The following is a 17,551-nucleotide window of genomic DNA, read 5'->3' as shown; positions in this document are numbered from 1 at the left end:
GCAGGTAACGAATGGGCAACGTAGGCCCTCCGGCGGCATAGGTTGTCGTACCCCCCAGTTATCAACGAGGGTGTCGCCTCCACGGGCGGCGCGGACAACCGGACAAAGCGGGCATCGGATCTTCGACTGCCCGTCGGACACGCGGCACGGCCGTCCAGCCGTGCCGGGACACAGAAGGCGGCAGTATGCGTCGACACCTGCTCCTGACGGCCGGCACCCTCATGACCGCCGCCGTCATCCTCGCCGGTTGCGGTGAGTCCGGCTCGTCCGGCACCGCGGCCCCGCCCAGCTCCGCGTCGGGCGCCGGGTGCGCCCCGGTCGCGGGCGACAAGCTGGTCGTCCTCACCGACGACAAGAACCTGCAGAACACCGACAACATCGTCCCGGCGATCAACAAGAAGTCGTCGTCGCCCGAGCTTGTAGCGGCCCTCGACAAGGTCTCCGCGGCCCTCGACACGACCAAGCTGATCGAGCTCAACAAGGCCGTGGACATCGATCGCAAGTCCTCCAAGGCGGCGGCCCAGGAATTCGCCACCGCGAACAACCTCACCGCCGGCCTGCAAAAGGGCAAGGGCGGCAACCTCACCGTCGGCGCCGCCAACTTCAGCGAGAACGCGACGCTCGGCGAGCTCTACAACATCGTGCTGACCGCCGCCGGCTACCAGGTGAAGGTGCAGCAGATCGGCAACCGCGAGCTGTACGAGCCCGCCCTCGAGAAGGGCGACATCGACGTCGTCCCGGAGTACGCGGCCACCCTCGCGACCTTCCTGTCCGGCAAGGTCGACGGCAAGGACGCGAAGGACCCGTCCTCGTCCGACCTGAACACCACGATGACCAACCTGAAGGCCCTCGGCGACAAGACCGGCCTGGTTTTCGGTACGCCCTCCTCGGCGCAGGACCAGAACGCCTTCGCCACCACCGAGGCCTTCTCCGCCAAGTACGCCGTGAAGACTCTCTCGGAGCTGGCGGCCAAGTGCTCCGGCGCGGCGACCGTCCTCGGCGGCCCGCCGGAGTGCCCGCAGCGCCCGAAGTGCCAGCAGGGGCTCGTCGAGACGTACAGCTTCCAGGCCGGCAAGTTCAGCTCGCTGGACGCCGGCGGCCCACTCACCAAGACCGGCCTCAAGCGGGGCACGATCAGCGTGGGCCTGGTGTTCAGCTCGGACGGCGCCCTGGCAGCCGGCTGACCCGGCTTCCCGCGGAGCGTTCCGCCCGCCGTGCGCCCCGCCCACCCGGGCGATGGTCCCGGCGGGCGGGCGCCCAGCTGGTGCCTGCGTGGGCCGGTGCCCACCCGGGCGGGTGTCTGGCCGGGGCCTGCGTCCACGCGGGTGGTTGCCGGGCCGGGCCTGCTCGCGGATTCGCGCGGGTGGCGAAATTTCGGCCTGCTCAGGGGGCCGGCCCGGCGTCTCACCTGCTGATACGGTCACCGCGGCGATCACCGCCGAAATTCACCCGTTTCAGGACGGGTAGCACTCTGGGTAACATCTGCGACCATGTCTGAGCGCGACCCCGAGGAGCAGCAGAGCAGCCGTCTGCCGCGTGCCCTGATCTGGGGTGGCGTCGGACTGGCGCCCCTCGCGGCCATCATCGGCGGCGTCGGCTCGGTCCGGTTCGCGGTGCTGCTGGTCGCGGTCAGTGTCGTGCTGCTCGGCGCCTCCATGCTGCTGCGCCACGATCCCGTGCTGCTCCGGATGGACGTCGAGGACCGGGTGGGCGCGGAGGTCGACGCGCTGCGCGGCGAGCTCCGGGAAGAGATCGCCGCCGCGGCCCGCGCTACCGGGCATCGCGTCCAGGTGCTCCAGGATGAGATGGGCCGCCTGCAGGCCGCGGGCCCGGTGGCTGCTCCCGCCGCTCCCGCGAGCCCGGCAGCGCGGCCGGTCGCCGCGAGCCGGCCCGGTGCGGCGGGCGGCGCGGCCCGGCCCGGAGCGCCGGTGGGCGCGGCCCGCCCCGGTACACCGGCGAACGGCGCGGCCGGGACACCCCCGAGCGGTGCGGCGAGGCCCGGGGCGCCCGCGAGCGGTGCGGCAAGGCCCGGGGCGCCCGCGAGCGGTGCGGCAAGGCCCGGGACGCCCGCGAGCGGTGCGGCAAGGCCCGGGACGCCCGCGAGCGGTGCGGCAAGGCCCGGGGCGCCTTCGAGCGGCGCGGCCAGGACATCCGCGAGTGGTGCGGGCAGGCCGGGGACGCCCCCGAACCCGGCCGGTCGGGCCGGTGCTCCGGTCGACCCCGTCGCGCCCGTCGAACCGGTCGGAGGGCCGGGCAACGCCGCCGGACGGGGTGCGCCCGTGAGCGGCGCCGGCCGGCCCGGTGCGCCGGTCAGTGGCGCGGCCCGGGCCCCGGGTGGGCGGCCCCCGGCGGGAGCGGCGCGTCCGGTAGCCGCCTCGGCCTCAGTCCCGCCGGTTCCCGCGCCCATGGCCACCCCCGGCACGCGCCCGCCCGCCGCCCCTGGCACCCGCCCGCCCGCTGCTCCCGGCACGCGTCCGCCTGCCACCCCAGGCACGCGTCCGCCCGCCACCCCTGGCGCGCGTCAGTCCGCCGGCCCCGGCACGCGCGCGCACGTCACGCCTGGCGCCCGCCCGCCCGGTGCTCCCGCGCCACGCCCACCGGCATCCCCCGGGACCCACACGGCTGCCGCCCCTGGAGGCCACACGGCCGCCGCCCCGGGTGCCCACTCCGCCGCCGTCCCCGGAGCCCACTCAGCCGTCCCCGGAGCCCACTCAGCCGTCCCCGGAGCTCACTCAGCCGCTCCCGGAGCCCACGCGGCCGATGCCTCCGGCACGCGGTCGCCTGCCGGTTCCGCGTCGGTCGCGGTGCCGTCGCAGGGCGTGCCCCGGCAGCGTGGTGCCGCGTCGATTCCGCCGGCGCCCGACCCCGGCTACCGCGACGAGCCGGCCCCGGAGCCCGCCAAGCCGTCGCGGCGGCACGCGGCGCCGGACACCGGCACGGACATCGCCCGCTTCGGCCTCGGCCCGGACCTGACGACGCCGGAGGCGGCAGAAGAGCAGAACTGGACCCCGTCGGGCGCGGCGGGAGAGCCCGGTTGGACCCCGTCAGGCACGGGGGAGGAGCCCGGTTGGACCCCGTCAGGCACGGGGGAGGAAGGCTGGACCCCGTCGGGCGCGGCAGGGGAAGGCTGGACCGCGTCGGGCACGGCGGAGGAGGGCTGGACCGGGTCGGGCGCGCTGGAGGACAACGGCTGGGCCGCGTCGGAGCAGGCCGAGGAGCCGGGCTGGACCGTGGCGGCCGGATCGGGGACGGGCTGGCCCGCGCCGAGCGAGCCGGCCGGGTGGTCCGCGCGCGCCCGGGGCACCGGCTGGTCGACGGCGGGCGAGTCGGGCGGCGCGGGCTGGCCGGCGGGCGGGGCGGACGACAAGGGCTGGTCCGGGACGGACGACAAGGGCTGGACCGGGGCGCAGGACGGGGGCTGGTCCGCGGGCGACTCGGAAGATGCCGGCTGGTCGGGCGGGGACTCGGAGGATTCCGGCTGGGTGGCGACGGGCGGGTCGGAGGAGACCGGCTGGTCCGCGTCCGGCGAGTCGGAGGGTGCGTACTGGTCGGCGCCGGGTGCGTCGGAGGGGGAGTACTGGTCCGCGCCGGGCGAGTCGCAGCCGGGCTGGTCGGGCTCGGACGACGCCGAGGGTCAGTACTGGGTCCCGGCAGGCGGGGGCAAGAAGGAGGGCTGGTCCGACCCGGACGAGAAGTGGGACGCCCTGGAGCGCGGCTGGCAGGAGTCCGAGGTGGGCTGGCCCGAGAAGGAGCCGGAGCTGGTCCGGTCCCGTTTCGGGCGGGTGCGCCCGGTGCCGGTGGAGGAGACCCCCGCCCCGGACGAGAATGCCGGCCTCTACGGAACCCCGCCGACCGGCCGGCGTCGACGCTAGGAAAAGCTACTTGTCGATGTCGCCGACCACGAAGAACATCGAACCGAGGATCGCGATCAGGTCCGGGACCAGGCAGCCGGGGATCAGCGTCGACAGCGCCTGGACGTTCGCGTACGACGCCGTGCGCATCTTCATCCGCCACGGGGTCTTCTCGCCGCGGGACACCAGGTAGTAGCCGTTGATGCCGAGCGGGTTCTCGGTCCACGCGTACGTGTGGCCCTCGGGCGCCTTGACCACCTTGGGCAGCCGCACGTTGACCGGCCCGCCGATCCGGTCGATCCGGTCCAGGCACTGCTCGGCCAGGTCCAGCGACACGTACGCCTGGTCGAGCAGCACCTCGAAGCGCGAGTGGCAGTCCCCGGCCGTGCGGGTGACCACGGGCACGTCCAGTTCGTCGTACGCGAGGTAGGGCTCGTCGCGGCGCAGGTCCAGGTCGAGGCCGCTGGCCCGGGCCACGGGTCCGGACGCACCGTACGCCGCCGCCTGCTCCGCGGTCAGCACGCCGACTCCGACCGTACGGGCAAGAAAGATGTCGTTCCTGCGGATGAGCTTGTCGATGTCCGGCATCCGGCTGCGGACGAGCGCGATCGCCTCCCGGGCGCGGCGGGTCCAGCCGGCCGGCACCTCCTCCTTGAGGCCGCCGACGCGGTTGAACATGTAGTGGATGCGCCCGCCGGACACCTCCTCCATGACCGCCTGCAGCGTCTCCCGCTCGCGGAACGCGTAGAACATCGGCGTGATCGCGCCGATCTCCAGCGGGTACGAGCCGAGGAACATCAGGTGGTTGAGCACCCGGTTCAGCTCGGCGAGCGCCATCCGCAGCCAGGTGGCGCGCTCCGGCACCTCGATGCCCATGAGGCGTTCCACGGCCAGCACGACGCCGAGCTCGTTGGAGAACGCGGACAGCCAGTCGTGCCGGTTGCTGAGCACGATGATCTGGCGGTAGTCGCGCACCTCGAAGAGTTTCTCGGCGCCGCGGTGCATGTAGCCCACGATCGGCTCGCAGGTGACCACGCGCTCCCCGTCGAGGGTGAGTCGCAGCCGGAGCACGCCGTGGGTGGACGGATGCTGCGGTCCGATGTTGAGCACCATGTCGGCGGTGTCGAGCCCGGCTCCCGTCCCGACGGTCAGCTCCCGCAAGTCGCTCATCCGGGAATCGTCCCACGGAGGTCGACGCCGGCCTCGTGCAGCAGCCACCGGTGCCCGCCGAGCCCGGCCGCATCGGTCAGCTCGCCCGCCGCGCCGGCCGCGCCGAGTGCCCGGAGGTAGGCCGCCGGGTCGCTGCGGGCCAGGTCCAGCGGGGGCCGGGCGCCGTCGACCCCGAGCGCTCGCAGCGCCTCCCGCTGGGTGATGATCCGGTACGGCGTACCGCCCGCGGCCGCCGCCGAGTCCAGGGCCACGTGCGCCGTCACATCGCAGCTCCCGTCCGGTACGGGCGGGACCTGGCGCCCGCCCCGGTATCCGGTCAGCGTCCCCTGGGCCGGCCGTTCGCCGCGCAGGTGCCCGTAGTCGACGGCCAGCGCGCAGCCGCGGCGTACCGAGGAGACCGCGTCCGCCCAGGCGACGTCGCGGGGCCAGCCGATCTCCACCCGGTCGCCGGGCCGGGCGTGCGGCCACCACCGGGCCAGCCAGAACCGGTCCGCCGCGTCGACGTCGCCGCCCAGCGACTCGTCGCCGGTGGCCGGGTCGACCAGCAGCCGCCGGGCGCGCCCCTCGGTGTCGATCTCGGCGACGTCCAGCGGCACGTTGTCGAGCCACTCGGTCGCCAGCAGGATGCCGGTCACTTCGGCCGGGACGTCCCGCCGCCAGCCGATCGCCGCGGGCAGGCCGCCGGGCCGGGGTGCCACCTCCACGCCGGTGAGGCGCATCCGGCCGGCCAGCGGGGTGCCGGCCGCCGAGGCGGCGAGGGCCGCCAGGAGTTCGCCGCGTCCCGCCCCCACGTCGACGACCTGGAGGGTGCGGGGGTGGCCGAGCCGGGCGTCCACCGCCTCGATCAGCCGCAGCAGGGCGCCGGCGAACAGCGGCGAGGCGTGCACGCTGGTCCGGAAGTGGTCGGCCGGGGCAGCGACGGTGAAGAAGCCCCGCGGACCGTACAGCGCGCGGTGCATGGCGACCCGCCACCTCAAGCTCGTCACCCCGTCAATCTAGGCGCAGCCGGTGGTGCGGTTGTTCACACGTGCTTGTCACGTGCTTGTTACAACGGCGCATACTTGCCTCGACCGGTACCCCTCAAGGACTGGATCCGCATATGAGCGCAGTGCCGCGTGCCGCGTCCCGCGTGCACCCGTTGGTCGTCGGCGTCGTCGGCGCGGGCCGGGTGGGCGCCGTCCTCGGTGCCGCTCTGGCCGACGCCGGACATCACGTGGTCGCCGCCGCGGCGGTCTCCGCCGCCTCCGTCGAACGAGCCCGCCGGCTGCTGCCGCGGGCCGCGATCCTTCCGGCCGACGAGGTCGCCCGGGCCGCCACCGACCTGCTGCTGCTCGCCGTTCCCGATGACGCCCTCGGCGGCGTCGTGGCCGGGCTGGCCGCGACCGGAGCGCTTTCCCGCCGTACGGTCGTGGCGCACACCTCCGGAGCCCACGGCCTGGCGATCCTGGGCGAGGTCGACGGCCTCGCCCTGCACCCGGCGATGACCTTCACCGGCGCGGACGGGGACCTCGACCGGCTGCCCGGCATCGCGTGGGGGGTGACCGCGCGGGACCGGGCCTTCGCCGCCCGCCTGGTCGCCGACCTGGGCGGCATCCCCGAGTGGATCGCCGAGGACGCCCGGCCGCTCTACCACGCCGCCCTCGCGCACGGCGCCAACCACCTGGTCACGCTCGTCAACGAGGCCGCCGACCTGCTGCGGACCGCCGGGGTCGAGCGCCCCGGCGCGGTGCTGTCGCCGCTGCTGCACGCCGCGCTGGACAACGCGCTGGCCCTGGGCGACGCGGCGCTGACCGGCCCGGTGTCGCGGGGCGACGCGGGCACCGTACGCAAGCATCTCGACCGCCTGACGCCGGAGTCGGCGCCGGCCTATCTCGCTCTCGCCCGGCGCACCGCCGACCGGGCGATCGCCGCGGGGCGCCTGCGCCCGCAGGACGCGGCGCCGCTGCTGGACGTTCTGGCCTCCGCTCACCCGACCGTAGGGAGCCCCTCATGACCGTTCTCGTGCACACCCGCGCCGAGCTGGCAGCCGCCCGCGCGGCCGCACCCGGGCGGGTCGCCGTCGTGATGACCATGGGCGCCCTGCACGAGGGGCACCGCCGGCTCATGCGCGAGGCGCGCGAGCGGGGGGACTACGTGATCGTCACGGTCTTCGTGAACCCGTTGCAGTTCGGTCCGAACGAGGACTTCGACAAGTATCCGCGCACCCTCGCCGCGGACGTCGAGGCGTGCACCGCCGAGCGGGCGGATCTCGTGTTCGCCCCGGACCGCGAGGAGATGTACCCGGGCGGCACGCCGTCGGTGACGCTGGCGGCGGGGCCGATGGGCGAGATCCTCGAGGGTGCCAGCCGCCCCGGCCACTTCTCCGGGATGCTCACCGTCGTCGCCAAGCTTCTCCTGCTGACCCGCGCCGACGTGGCCCTCTTCGGCGAGAAGGACTACCAGCAGCTCGCGCTGATCCGGCGCATGGTCACCGACCTGGAGATCGGTGCGGAGATCGTCGGCGTGCCGACCGTACGCGAGCCCGACGGCCTGGCCCTGTCGAGCCGCAACCGCTACCTGTCGCCGGAGCAGCGGCAGGCCGCGCTGGCGCTGTCGCACGCGCTGCGCGAGGGCGCCCTGCAGAACGACCCGGCCCGCGTGCTGGAGGCGGCTACCAAGATCCTGGATGACGAGCCGGGCGTCCGGGTCGACTACCTGGCGCTGACCGACCCGCTGCTCGGCGCCGCCCCGGCGACCGGCCCGGCCCGGCTCCTCGTGGCCGCGAAGGTCGGCACCACCCGCTTGATCGACAACGTACCGCTGCTCCTGGGAGAGGCCGCCTGATGCTCCGCACGATGCTCAAGTCCAAGATCCATCGGGCCACGGTGACGCAGGCGGACCTGCACTACGTGGGCTCGGTGACGGTGGACCTGGACCTGATGGAGGCGGCCGACCTGCTGCCGGGCGAGCAGGTCGCCATCGTCGACGTGACCAACGGGGCCCGCCTGGAGACGTACGTGATCCCGGGCGAACGGGGCTCCGGTGTCATCGGCATCAACGGCGCGGCGGCCCACCTGGTCCACCCGGGCGACCTGGTCATCCTCATCTCCTACGGCCAGATGGACGCGGCGGAGGCGCGCGCCTATCAGCCGCGCATCGTGCACGTGGACGCCGGCAACACCATCATCGAGCTGGGCGCGGACCCGGCGGCCGCCGTCGACGGCATGGCGGACGATCTGGTACGCGGGGACCTCACGCTCTCCGCCTCCTGAGCCGTCCCGCGTCTCCCGAACACCGCCTGGCGGCCGAGCCGCCTGCCCTATGATCGACAAATCGGGACATAAGGCGGCGTTCGGGAGGCTCGGTTCATGCGTCACATCTCCCGGTCGCGGAGGCGCTGGGGCGTCGCCGTGGCCGCGGGCCTGCTGACCGCCGCCTCCCTCACCGCCTGCGCGAACCCGGCCGGCGTCGACGGGGACCTCACCGGCGGCTGGGCCGCGATCGGCGCGCCGACCGGCTTCACGCCGGCGCCGGAGACCTGCCACCTCGCCAACTTCGCCGCGGTGGGCGCGCGGTCGGCGTACGAGCAGGTCGACTGCCAGATCAAACACCGGACCGAGACCGTGTACGTGGGCCGCTACGGCAGCCCCGCCGCGGAGGCGACCGCGCCGCCGGCCGACGGGACCTCGGGGGCGCGGCAGGCGTACGACATCTGCGACCGCAGGACCACGGCGTACGTGGGCGCTCCGTGGCGTACGGCAAGGCTCTGGATCGGGGTGACCCAGCCGACCAAGGCCGCGTGGACCGGGGGTGCCCGCTGGTACCGCTGCGAGGTGCTGGAAAGCAGTTCCGTGGAGGACGACGGCGGGCTCGTGCAGCGGGTCGGCACGTTGCGCAACGCGCTTCGCCAGCCGAAGTCGCCGCTGCTGCTCACCTGCTACGCCGTCCAGCTCGACAAGGTCGGCAAGATCGGCACGATGCCCGCCGCGCCCTGCGCCGCCGCGCACAACGCCGAGTTCGTCGGGGTGTGGGACGCCGGCAACCGCGCCTATCCGGACACCCCCGAGCAGTGGGCCGAGTTCCACGACGGCTGCCGCGCCCTCATCGCCACGTACGTCGATGTGCCCGACGACGACGACCTGCAGTACCGGGCCGGCGTGGTGTCGCTGCCCGGCGGCAAGGACGTGTGGGCGCTCGGCGACCGCGGGGTGCGCTGCTACCTGTGGGTGGACGCCAATGCGCTGACCTCGTCGTTGAAGGGTAAGGGCGAGAAGGCGCTCCCGGTCCGGTACCAGTAACGCGGGGCACTTCTTGGCGCCCCGGCCGTGATTTCGTCGTACCGGCGCGGTTGACTGGGCAGATGTCGCCTCTCGCCGACCTCAGGCTTCCCCGCCGCCTGGCCGCTCCCGAGCCGGGCTGGACCGAGTCCACCGACGTGCTGGTGGTGGGTTCGGGCATCGCGGGCCTCACCGCCGCGCTGCACCTGCGCGAGCAGGGCCTGCACGTCACGGTGGTCACCAAGGTCAACATCGACGACGGGTCGACCCGGTGGGCGCAGGGCGGCATCGCGGCCGTGCTGGACCCGCTGGACACCCCCGAGGCGCACGCCTTCGACACCGAGATCGCCGGCGTCGGGCTCTGCGATCCCGCCGCCGTGCGGGTGCTGGTCGAGGAGGGGCCGGCCCGCATCAAGGAGCTGATGCGCCTCGGCGCCGAGTTCGACCGCAACGCCGACGGGTCGCTGATGCTGACCCGCGAGGGCGGCCACCGCGCCGACCGCATCGTGCACGCCGGCGGCGACGCCACCGGAGCGGAGGTGCAGCGTGCCCTGCACGACGCGGTCCGCCGCGACCCGTGGATCCGCCTGGTCGAGCACGCGCTGGTGCTCGACCTGCTGCGCTCCGCCGACGGCCGCGCGTGCGGCATCACCCTGCACGTCCTCGGCGAGGGCACGGAGGACGGCGTCGGGGCGATCCTGTCCCGCGCGGTCGTGCTCGCCACCGGCGGCATGGGCCAGATCTTCGCGTCCACCACCAACCCGGCCGTCTCCACCGGCGACGGCGTCGCGCTCGCCCTGCGCGCCGGCGCGACCGTCACCGACGTGGAGTTCGTCCAGTTCCACCCCACCTCGTTCGTGACCGCCGGCGTCACCTCGGTGCAGCGCCCGCTGATCTCCGAGGCGCTGCGCGGCGAGGGCGCCCACCTCGTCGACGAGACCGGCACCCGGTTCATGGTCGGCCGGCACGAGCTCGCCGAACTCGCCCCGCGCGACATCGTCGCCAAGGGCATCCACCGCGTCCTGCGTGCCACCGGGGCCGACCACGTCTACCTGGACGCCCGCCACCTCGGCAAGGAGTTCCTGGAGCACCGCTTCCCGACGATCGTCGCGTCGACCCGGGCGGCCGGCGTCGACCCGGCGACCGAGCTGATCCCGGTCGCGCCCGCCGCCCACTACGCCTCCGGCGGCGTCCGCACCGACCTGCACGGCCGCACCTCCATCCCGGGCCTGTACGCCTGCGGCGAGGTGGCCTGCACCGGCGTCCACGGCGCGAACCGTCTGGCCAGCAACTCCCTGCTCGAAGGCCTGGTCTTCTCCCGCCGGATCGCCGACGACATCGCCCGCGACCTGCCCCCGCAGGCCGACCCGGCGCCCGTCACCGCCGAGCCAGGCTGGGTGGTCCCCCCGGCGATCCGCGCGGAGCTCCAGCGCACGATGACCCGCGGCGCCGGCGTGCTGCGCTCGGCGGACTCGCTCGCGGCCACCGCCAAGGAGCTCACCCGCCTCGGCGAGCAGCGCGACACCCCCCGCAACTCGGCCTGGGAGTCGACCAACCTGCTCACCGTCGCGACGGCCCTGGTGGCTTCCGCGTACGCGCGCCGCGAGACCCGTGGCTGCCACTGGCGGGAGGACTACCCGAACGCCGCGGACGAGTGGCGCGGGCACCTGCTGGATTCGATCGACCGGCGAGGCACCCTGACCCAGGCCTTCGCGGAGATGGCATGACCGGAGGGAAGCACAGCATGGACGAGGGCCTGGACCTGGCCGAGGTCGAACGCGTGGTCTACACCGCGCTGGCGGAGGACCTCGGCGACCCGCCGCGCGACGTGACCAGCGAGGCCACCATCCCGGCCGACCAGGTCGACACGGCCGAGCTGGTGGCCCGGGCCGACGGCGTGGTGGCCGGCCTCCCGGTGGCGGCCCAGGTGTTCGCCGCGACCTCCGGCGGCACCGCGACCTTCGACCAGCGCGTCGACGAGGGCGTATCCGTCACCCGCGGCGATGTGCTCGCCGTGGTCACCGGCCCGACCCGGGCCCTGCTGACCGCCGAACGCACCGCCCTCAACCTGCTGTGCCGCATGTCCGGGGTCGCCACCCACACCCGCAGGTGGGCCGACGAGCTGGCCGGCACCAAGGCGACCGTGCTCGACACCCGCAAGACCACCCCGGGCCTGCGCGCCCTCGAGAAGTACGCGGTCCGGGTCGGCGGCGGCACCAACAAGCGCATGGGCCTCTACGACGTCGCCATGATCAAGGACAACCACAAACTCGCCGCGGGCAGCATCACGGCGGCCTACCGCCTGGTCCGCGAGCGCTTCCCGGACGTCCCGGTCCAGGTCGAGGTGACCACGGTGGCGGAGGCGGAGGAAGCGGTCCAGGCCGGCGCCGGCTTCCTCCTCTGCGACAACATGCCCCCGGAGGCCCTGCGCACCGTCGTCGACCGGGTCGGCGACCGCGCCGAACTCGAGGCAACCGGCAACCTCAAACTCGAAACAGCAGCCGAGTACGCGGCCACGGGCGTCGACTACCTCTCGGTGGGCGGCCTGACCCATTCGTCCCCCATCCTCGACATAGCCCTGGACCTCCGCCCGGCGACGCCGTAGCGACCCGGGCCAGCCACCCCACCGGGCCCGAGACCGCCACGTCCGTCGTCACCACGTCACCCCGGTGGCGACCCGGGGTCTTCCCACCCGGCGTGCGAGGGTTCCGCTTGGCGGACCGACCCCTCTCCCCACCGCCGTCGTCTCGCGGCCGTTGTTCCGCGGCCGTCGTCTCGGGGCCGTCGTCTCGCGGCCGTTTTTCCTGCGGCCTTCTCCCGTTGCCCTTTTCCCGCGGCCCTCGCGCCGCGTGCTGAGGCTCTGCCCGGCGGCTTGGGTCCTCACCCGGCGTGCTGTGCCTCCGCGCGGCGTCGTCGGAAGGGCCGGCGGTTATGGTTGATCGTGCTTCTGTGCATTGACATCGGCAACACCAACACCGTCCTGGCCACGTTCGACGGCGACAAGATCGTGCACAGTTGGCGGATCAAGACCGATGCCCGGTCCACCGCCGACGAGCTGGGGCTGATGTTCCGGGGGCTGCTGGCCGGCGACGCCGTGGAGGTCACCGGGGTGGCCGCCTGTTCCACCGTGCCCGCCGCGCTGCGGTCGTTGCGGACGATGCTCGCGCGGTATTACGGGGATCTGCCGAATGTCATCGTCGAGCCCGGCGTCAAGACCGGGGTGCAGCTCGCGATCGACAACCCCAAGGAGGTCGGCGCCGACCGGGTGGTCAACACCCTGGCCGCGCATTCCCTGTACGGCGGGCCGTCGATCGTCGTGGACTTCGGGACGACCACCAACTTCGATGTGATCAGCGCCAAGGGCGAGTTCCTCGGCGGGGCGTTCGCACCCGGCATCGAGATCTCGTTCGATGCGCTCGCGGCGCGGGCGGCGCAGTTGCGCAAGGTCGAGCCGACCAAGCCGCGGTCCGTCATCGGCAAGAACACGGTCGAGTGTCTCCAGTCCGGCCTCTATTACGGGGTCGCCGGGCAGGTCGACCGGATCGTGGAGCTGATGACCGCCGAACTCGGCACGGTGCGTTCCGTCATCGCCACCGGGGGGCTCGCCTGGCTGGTGAAGGACGAGTGCCGGACCATCACGGCGCACGAGCCGATGATCACGTTGATCGGGCTGCGGATGGTCTATGAGCGGAATGTCGGCTGATCGCCGGTTGAGTCCGCCATAGGGCTGATCGTCCTGATCAGCGGCGGCGATCCGAAATAGTGCGTGCGGAAACGGCAAAGATGCCGGGGTCCCGGGCTGCCGGTTTGTGACGCACAGCAACCTCACGTTCACAGGTCTCTATCCGATGCCTTTTGCCGGCGGCCTCGACTCGCCGGCCGTGCACCTCTCGCGACCGATCATCACAATGCCGTTCGGATTTTGCCGGGCCACGGGCGCGAGGCGGGCAGGCTGCGTACTTCGATGTCGCTCTTTCGCGGGGTGAGCGCGGTCGGCGGCACCGCATTGATCCTCGCGTTCGGTACGCACGGAAGGTGATGGGCCGGCGGCTCGATGCTCCGCCCACGCGTCGGTGTCGTGGGCCGCGGTGATCCACGCCGAGTGCGGAATCGGCGACCCAGCGCTGCGGCGGAATGAGAATCGTCCCGGGACTGCCGGCCGGTGAATCCGCCCCGCGGCACCGGAATCGCGGCCTCCGGCGCCGGAAAGCGCCCCGGCCGGCGGGAGAATCGGCCCCGCCTGCGCCGGAATCCGGCCGGCCGGGGAGAATCCGGCCCGGCCTGCGGAATCAGCCCCGGGCCGCGGGGCGGATTCCTGCCGGGCGCGGGGCTGATTTCTGCCGGGTGCGGCGCGGATTTCTGGCGGGAGCCGTGGCGGAATCCGCCTCGGCCGCGTGGCGGAATCCTGCCGCGGGGGTCGAATCGGTCCGGCCGTGGGGTCCCGCCGGTCATTCGGCGAAACGCCGGCGGTTCCCCGTCCGTGCAAGCGGAAGTCGATATCAAGCCCCGCATTGACGGATCACGCGGGCATAGCGTTATTGTTCTCCGCAGGGGATTACCTGACGAGAGAACCTGTCTTCGGGAGGATAACGGCGCGTGGCCAAGCAGATCATTCACAAGCTGGTCGACGACCTCGACGGTGGTGATGCTGACGAGACCGTCAAGTTCGCCCTCGACGGCATTCAGTACGAGATCGACCTGTCCGACAAGAACGCGGCGAAATTGCGTGACGTCCTCGCGCCGTACGTCGCCGCCGGGTCGAAGGTCGCCCGCGGCGGGGTGGTCGTGGGCGGCCGGGCTGCCCGGGGCCGGGGCGGTGCCACCGCCGACCGTGAGCAGAACAAGGCCATCCGGGAGTGGGCCAAGAAGAACGGCAAGGAGATCTCCGACCGGGGGCGGATCCCGCAGGAGATCGTGGACGAGTTCCACGCCAAGGGCCCGGGCCGCTGAGCCCGCGCCGGACGACGTCCCCGGCCCCGGGGCCGGATCGTCGCCGGCTTCCGCGGCGGGAACGTCGCCGGCTTCCGCGGCCGGATCGGTCGCGGTGGTCCGAGTCCCGCCCCGGTTAGGGGAGGGCCAGCTTTTCCGCAGGGTCCGTAGCGCTCCGGCGCTGCGGACCCTGCGGCTTTTTCGCTCGTTCTTCGCTCGGCATGCGTAAGTTATCCACAGGAGTGGACGGCGTTGTCCACAGGCTGTGGACGGGTCCGCGGCCGTGGTCGTACCGGCCGGGATTTCGCTGTCCGCGTACTCCGCAGGGGTGGGGAACAGCCGTCGAGCGTGCGAAGTTGGGGAAATCATCGGCGCAGGACGTCCCGAGAGGGCTCGAGGGCCCAGCAGAGTCACCCGGCGGCGATAGAGTTACAGCACGGGCATCACCGATGCCCGTGCGCTGGCCCCGCCAGCTGTTGAGACAGGCTCAGCATTGGCGCACGGCACGTGAGGAGCACGAGGGCATGTTCGAGCGGTTCACCGACCGAGCGCGACGGGTTGTCGTCCTGGCCCAAGAAGAGGCCCGGATGCTCAACCACAACTACATCGGGACAGAGCACATCCTGCTCGGCCTGATCCACGAGGGCGAAGGTGTTGCCGCGAAGGCTCTGGAGAGCCTCGGCATCTCCCTCGAGGGGGTCCGGCAGCAGGTCGAGGAGATCATCGGCCAGGGCCAGCAGGCGCCGAGCGGGCACATCCCGTTCACGCCGCGGGCCAAGAAGGTGCTGGAGCTCTCGCTGCGCGAGGCCCTGCAACTGGGCCACAACTACATCGGCACGGAGCACATCCTGCTCGGGCTGATCCGTGAGGGCGAGGGCGTCGCCGCCCAGGTGCTGGTCAAGCTCGGCGCCGACCTCAACCGGGTCCGCCAGCAGGTCATCCAGCTGCTCTCCGGCTACCAGGGCAAGGAGCCGGCCGCGGCCGGTGCGGCGGCGGGCGAGGCCGCGCCGTCGACGTCGCTGGTGCTCGACCAGTTCGGACGCAACCTGACGCAGGCCGCCCGCGAGGGCAAGCTCGACCCGGTCATCGGCCGGGAGAAGGAAATCGAGCGGGTCATGCAGGTGCTCTCCCGCCGTACCAAGAACAACCCGGTGCTGATCGGCGAGCCGGGCGTCGGCAAGACCGCGGTCGTCGAGGGGCTGTCCCAGTCCATCGTCAAGGGCGAGGTGCCCGAGACGCTGAAGGACAAGCAGCTCTACACGCTCGACCTCGGCGCGCTGGTCGCCGGTTCCCGCTACCGCGGTGACTTCGAGGAGCGCCTCAAGAAGGTGCTCAAGGAGATCCGCACCCGGGGCGACATCATCCTCTTCATCGACGAGATCCACACCCTGGTCGGCGCCGGTGCCGCCGAGGGTGCCATCGACGCCGCCTCGATCCTGAAGCCCATGCTCGCGCGTGGTGAGCTCCAGACGATCGGCGCGACGACCCTGGACGAATACCGCAAGCACCTCGAGAAGGACGCCGCCCTCGAGCGCCGCTTCCAGCCGATCCAGGTGGGTGAGCCGTCGCTGGCGCACACCATCGAGATCCTCAAGGGCCTGCGCGACCGCTACGAGGCGCACCACCGGATCAGCATCACCGACGCGGCCCTGGTGGCGGCGGCGACGCTGGCCGACCGGTACATCTCCGACCGCTTCCTGCCGGACAAGGCGATCGACCTGATCGACGAGGCCGGCGCCCGGATGCGCATCCGCCGGATGACCGCGCCGCCGGACCTCCGCGACTTCGACGAGCGCATCGCCCAGGTCCGCCGCGACAAGGAGTCCGCGATCGACGCGCAGGACTTCGAGCGGGCCGCGCAGCTGCGCGACAAGGAGAAGCAACTGCTGGGCCAGAAGGCGCAGCGGGAGAAGGAGTGGAAGGCCGGCGACCTCGACGTCGTGTCCGAGGTCGACGACGAGCAGATCGCCGAGGTCCTCGGCAACTGGACCGGCATCCCGGTCTACAAGCTGACCGAGGAGGAGACCTCCCGGCTGCTGCGCATGGAGGACGAGCTCCACAAGCGCGTCATCGGCCAGGAGGACGCGGTCAAGGCGGTCTCGAAGGCGATCCGGCGTACCCGCGCCGGCCTGAAGGACCCGAAGCGCCCCTCGGGCTCGTTCATCTTCGCCGGCCCCTCGGGTGTCGGCAAGACCGAGCTCTCCAAGGCGCTCGCGGAGTTCCTCTTCGGCTCCGAGGACGCGCTGATCCAGCTCGACATGTCCGAGTTCCACGACCGCTACACGGTGTCCCGCCTCGTCGGTGCGCCCCCCGGATACGTCGGCTACGACGAGGGTGGCCAGCTGACCGAGAAGGTCCGCCGCAAGCCGTTCTCCGTGGTCCTCTTCGACGAGATCGAGAAGGCCCACCCGGACGTCTTCAACACCCTCCTGCAGATCCTGGAGGACGGCCGCCTCACCGACGGTCAGGGCCGCATCGTGGACTTCAAGAACACGGTGATCATCCTGACCACCAACCTGGGCACGCGCGACGTGGCCAAGGCGGTGTCGCTGGGCTTCCAGGCCTCGGAGGCCGAGGAGTCCAACTACGAGCGGATGAAGGTCAAGGTCAACGACGAGCTGAAGCAGCACTTCCGCCCGGAGTTCCTCAACCGCATCGACGACACGATCGTCTTCCACCAGCTCCGCCAGAACGAGATCCTCGAGATCGTCGACATCTTCACGGCGCGGATCGAGACCCAGCTCAAGAACAAGGACATGGGTCTCGAGCTCACCGACAACGCGAAGAAGTACCTGGCGAAGAAGGGCTTCGACCCCGTCCTGGGCGCCCGGCCGCTGCGCCGGACGATCCAGCGGGACCTCGAGGACACCCTCAGCGAGCAGATCCTCTTCAACGAACTGCGCCCCGGCCAGATCGTGGTGGTCGACTGCGAGGGCGACCCCGAGAACATCGAGAAGTCCAAGCTGACCTTCACGGGCGCCGACCGTGGCTCCGTGGTCCCCGACGCGGTCCCCGCCGACCTCGGCGCGGCCGCAGCCGACGAGTAGGCAGCACACCCGGATTTCTCGGGTATGACGGGTGAAACGGCCCGGCGCTTCGGCGCCGGGCCGTTTCGCGTGCGGTTTCTGCGTGGTGCGCCTCGCGGCCTTCGCGTCCTGCGGCCCGGCGTCCGGTGCCCGCGGCGGCGAGCTTGGTACGCAGCACCGCCGGGTCGCGCCCCGCGTCCGAGCGCCGGGGTCTGCGTCCGGGGGCCCTGCCCAGCCGTGTCCTGCCCAGCCGTGTCCTGCCCAGCCGTGTCCTGCCCAGCCGTGTCCTGCCCAGCCGTGCCCTGCCCAGCCGTGCGGC

General features: G+C 72.7%; 14 protein-coding genes. 11 read left to right on the top strand and 3 right to left on the bottom strand.

All coding sequences use genetic code 11. From position 1 onward, the window contains the following. Positions 1–185 precede the first annotated feature (185 nt). Positions 186–1,184, top strand: coding sequence for a glycine betaine ABC transporter substrate-binding protein (locus tag CLV70_RS17005; RefSeq protein WP_106127487.1), 999 nt, complete (start codon positions 186–188; stop codon positions 1,182–1,184). A 270-nt stretch (positions 1,185–1,454) separates the two neighbouring features. Here the strand turns inward: CLV70_RS17005 and CLV70_RS17000 are convergent, their stop codons facing one another. After that, positions 1,455–1,781: a hypothetical protein gene (locus CLV70_RS17000; RefSeq protein WP_106127486.1), complete on the bottom strand. Its 327-nt coding sequence runs from the start codon at positions 1,779–1,781 to the stop codon at positions 1,455–1,457. 1,038 nt (positions 1,782–2,819) lie between these two features. On the opposite strand from CLV70_RS17000, the gene CLV70_RS16995 reads away from it, so the two are divergent. Then, positions 2,820–3,872, top strand: coding sequence for a hypothetical protein (locus CLV70_RS16995; protein ID WP_146164081.1), 1,053 nt, complete (start codon positions 2,820–2,822; stop codon positions 3,870–3,872). Between the two features lie 6 nt (positions 3,873–3,878). Here CLV70_RS16995 and CLV70_RS16990 read toward each other — a convergent pair whose 3' ends face one another. Both CLV70_RS16990 and CLV70_RS16985 read right to left on the bottom strand, forming a co-directional pair. Further along, a complete protein-coding gene (locus CLV70_RS16990) occupies positions 3,879–5,021 on the bottom strand; it encodes an NADH-quinone oxidoreductase subunit D (RefSeq protein WP_106127484.1) in 1,143 nt (380 codons plus the stop codon). Then, positions 5,018–5,980: an SAM-dependent methyltransferase gene (locus CLV70_RS16985; RefSeq protein ID WP_106127483.1), complete on the bottom strand. Its 963-nt coding sequence runs from the start codon at positions 5,978–5,980 to the stop codon at positions 5,018–5,020. The genes CLV70_RS16990 and CLV70_RS16985 overlap by 4 nt, the downstream gene beginning before the upstream one ends. A gap of 140 nt (positions 5,981–6,120) precedes the next feature. On the opposite strand from CLV70_RS16985, the gene CLV70_RS16980 reads away from it, so the two are divergent. From CLV70_RS16980 to CLV70_RS16940, 9 genes are all read left to right on the top strand, one after another. Next, entirely contained in the window at positions 6,121–7,014 is an 894-nt protein-coding gene (locus tag CLV70_RS16980) for a Rossmann-like and DUF2520 domain-containing protein (RefSeq protein ID WP_106127482.1), read from the top strand. After that, positions 7,011–7,844, top strand: a complete 834-nt coding sequence (gene panC / locus CLV70_RS16975; protein WP_106127481.1) for a pantoate--beta-alanine ligase — start codon at positions 7,011–7,013, stop codon at positions 7,842–7,844. Before CLV70_RS16980 ends, panC begins: the two co-directional genes overlap by 4 nt. Next, positions 7,844–8,272, top strand: coding sequence for an aspartate 1-decarboxylase (panD, locus tag CLV70_RS16970; protein ID WP_106127480.1), 429 nt, complete (start codon positions 7,844–7,846; stop codon positions 8,270–8,272). The genes panC and panD overlap by 1 nt, the downstream gene beginning before the upstream one ends. 96 nt (positions 8,273–8,368) lie before the next feature. Continuing rightward, a complete protein-coding gene (locus tag CLV70_RS16965) occupies positions 8,369–9,298 on the top strand; it encodes a septum formation family protein (RefSeq protein WP_106127479.1) in 930 nt (309 codons plus the stop codon). A 62-nt stretch (positions 9,299–9,360) separates the two neighbouring features. Continuing rightward, the gene (locus CLV70_RS16960) at positions 9,361–11,004 is read left to right on the top strand and encodes an L-aspartate oxidase (protein ID WP_106127478.1); all 1,644 of its coding nucleotides are present in this window, start codon (positions 9,361–9,363) and stop codon (positions 11,002–11,004) included. Then, positions 11,001–11,882 (top strand): carboxylating nicotinate-nucleotide diphosphorylase, encoded by an 882-nt coding sequence (gene nadC / locus CLV70_RS16955; RefSeq protein WP_425440172.1) that lies wholly within the window; start codon positions 11,001–11,003, stop codon positions 11,880–11,882. The genes CLV70_RS16960 and nadC overlap by 4 nt, the downstream gene beginning before the upstream one ends. Positions 11,883–12,218: 336 nt before the next feature. Next, entirely contained in the window at positions 12,219–12,980 is a 762-nt protein-coding gene (locus CLV70_RS16950) for a type III pantothenate kinase (RefSeq protein WP_106127650.1), read from the top strand. An 893-nt stretch (positions 12,981–13,873) separates the two neighbouring features. Continuing rightward, entirely contained in the window at positions 13,874–14,227 is a 354-nt protein-coding gene (locus CLV70_RS16945) for a histone-like nucleoid-structuring protein Lsr2 (RefSeq protein WP_106127476.1), read from the top strand. A gap of 503 nt (positions 14,228–14,730) precedes the next feature. Further along, positions 14,731–17,253 (top strand): ATP-dependent Clp protease ATP-binding subunit, encoded by a 2,523-nt coding sequence (locus CLV70_RS16940; protein ID WP_106127475.1) that lies wholly within the window; start codon positions 14,731–14,733, stop codon positions 17,251–17,253. Positions 17,254–17,551: the final 298 nt, after the last annotated feature.

This window comes from Pseudosporangium ferrugineum (assembly GCF_003002065.1).
In the GTDB taxonomy this organism is placed as follows: Bacteria; Actinomycetota; Actinomycetes; order Mycobacteriales; family Micromonosporaceae; genus Actinoplanes; species Actinoplanes ferrugineus_A.
The sequence above is the reverse complement of the archived record's forward strand: the minus strand, read 5'-3'. Positions and strand labels throughout refer to the sequence as shown.

Coding starts and splice junctions, on each gene's coding strand:
- panC (WP_106127481.1), top strand. CDS start 7,011: ATGACCGTTCTCGTGCACACCCGCGCCGAGCTGGCAGCCGCCCGCGCG.
- CLV70_RS16985 (WP_106127483.1), bottom strand. CDS start 5,980: ATGCACCGCGCGCTGTACGGTCCGCGGGGCTTCTTCACCGTCGCTGCC.
- CLV70_RS17005 (WP_106127487.1), top strand. CDS start 186: ATGCGTCGACACCTGCTCCTGACGGCCGGCACCCTCATGACCGCCGCC.
- CLV70_RS16965 (WP_106127479.1), top strand. CDS start 8,369: ATGCGTCACATCTCCCGGTCGCGGAGGCGCTGGGGCGTCGCCGTGGCC.
- nadC (WP_425440172.1), top strand. CDS start 11,001: ATGACCGGAGGGAAGCACAGCATGGACGAGGGCCTGGACCTGGCCGAG.
- CLV70_RS17000 (WP_106127486.1), bottom strand. CDS start 1,781: ATGCCCGGTAGCGCGGGCCGCGGCGGCGATCTCTTCCCGGAGCTCGCC.
- CLV70_RS16940 (WP_106127475.1), top strand. CDS start 14,731: ATGTTCGAGCGGTTCACCGACCGAGCGCGACGGGTTGTCGTCCTGGCC.
- CLV70_RS16990 (WP_106127484.1), bottom strand. CDS start 5,021: ATGAGCGACTTGCGGGAGCTGACCGTCGGGACGGGAGCCGGGCTCGAC.
- CLV70_RS16980 (WP_106127482.1), top strand. CDS start 6,121: ATGAGCGCAGTGCCGCGTGCCGCGTCCCGCGTGCACCCGTTGGTCGTC.
- panD (WP_106127480.1), top strand. CDS start 7,844: ATGCTCCGCACGATGCTCAAGTCCAAGATCCATCGGGCCACGGTGACG.
- CLV70_RS16960 (WP_106127478.1), top strand. CDS start 9,361: ATGTCGCCTCTCGCCGACCTCAGGCTTCCCCGCCGCCTGGCCGCTCCC.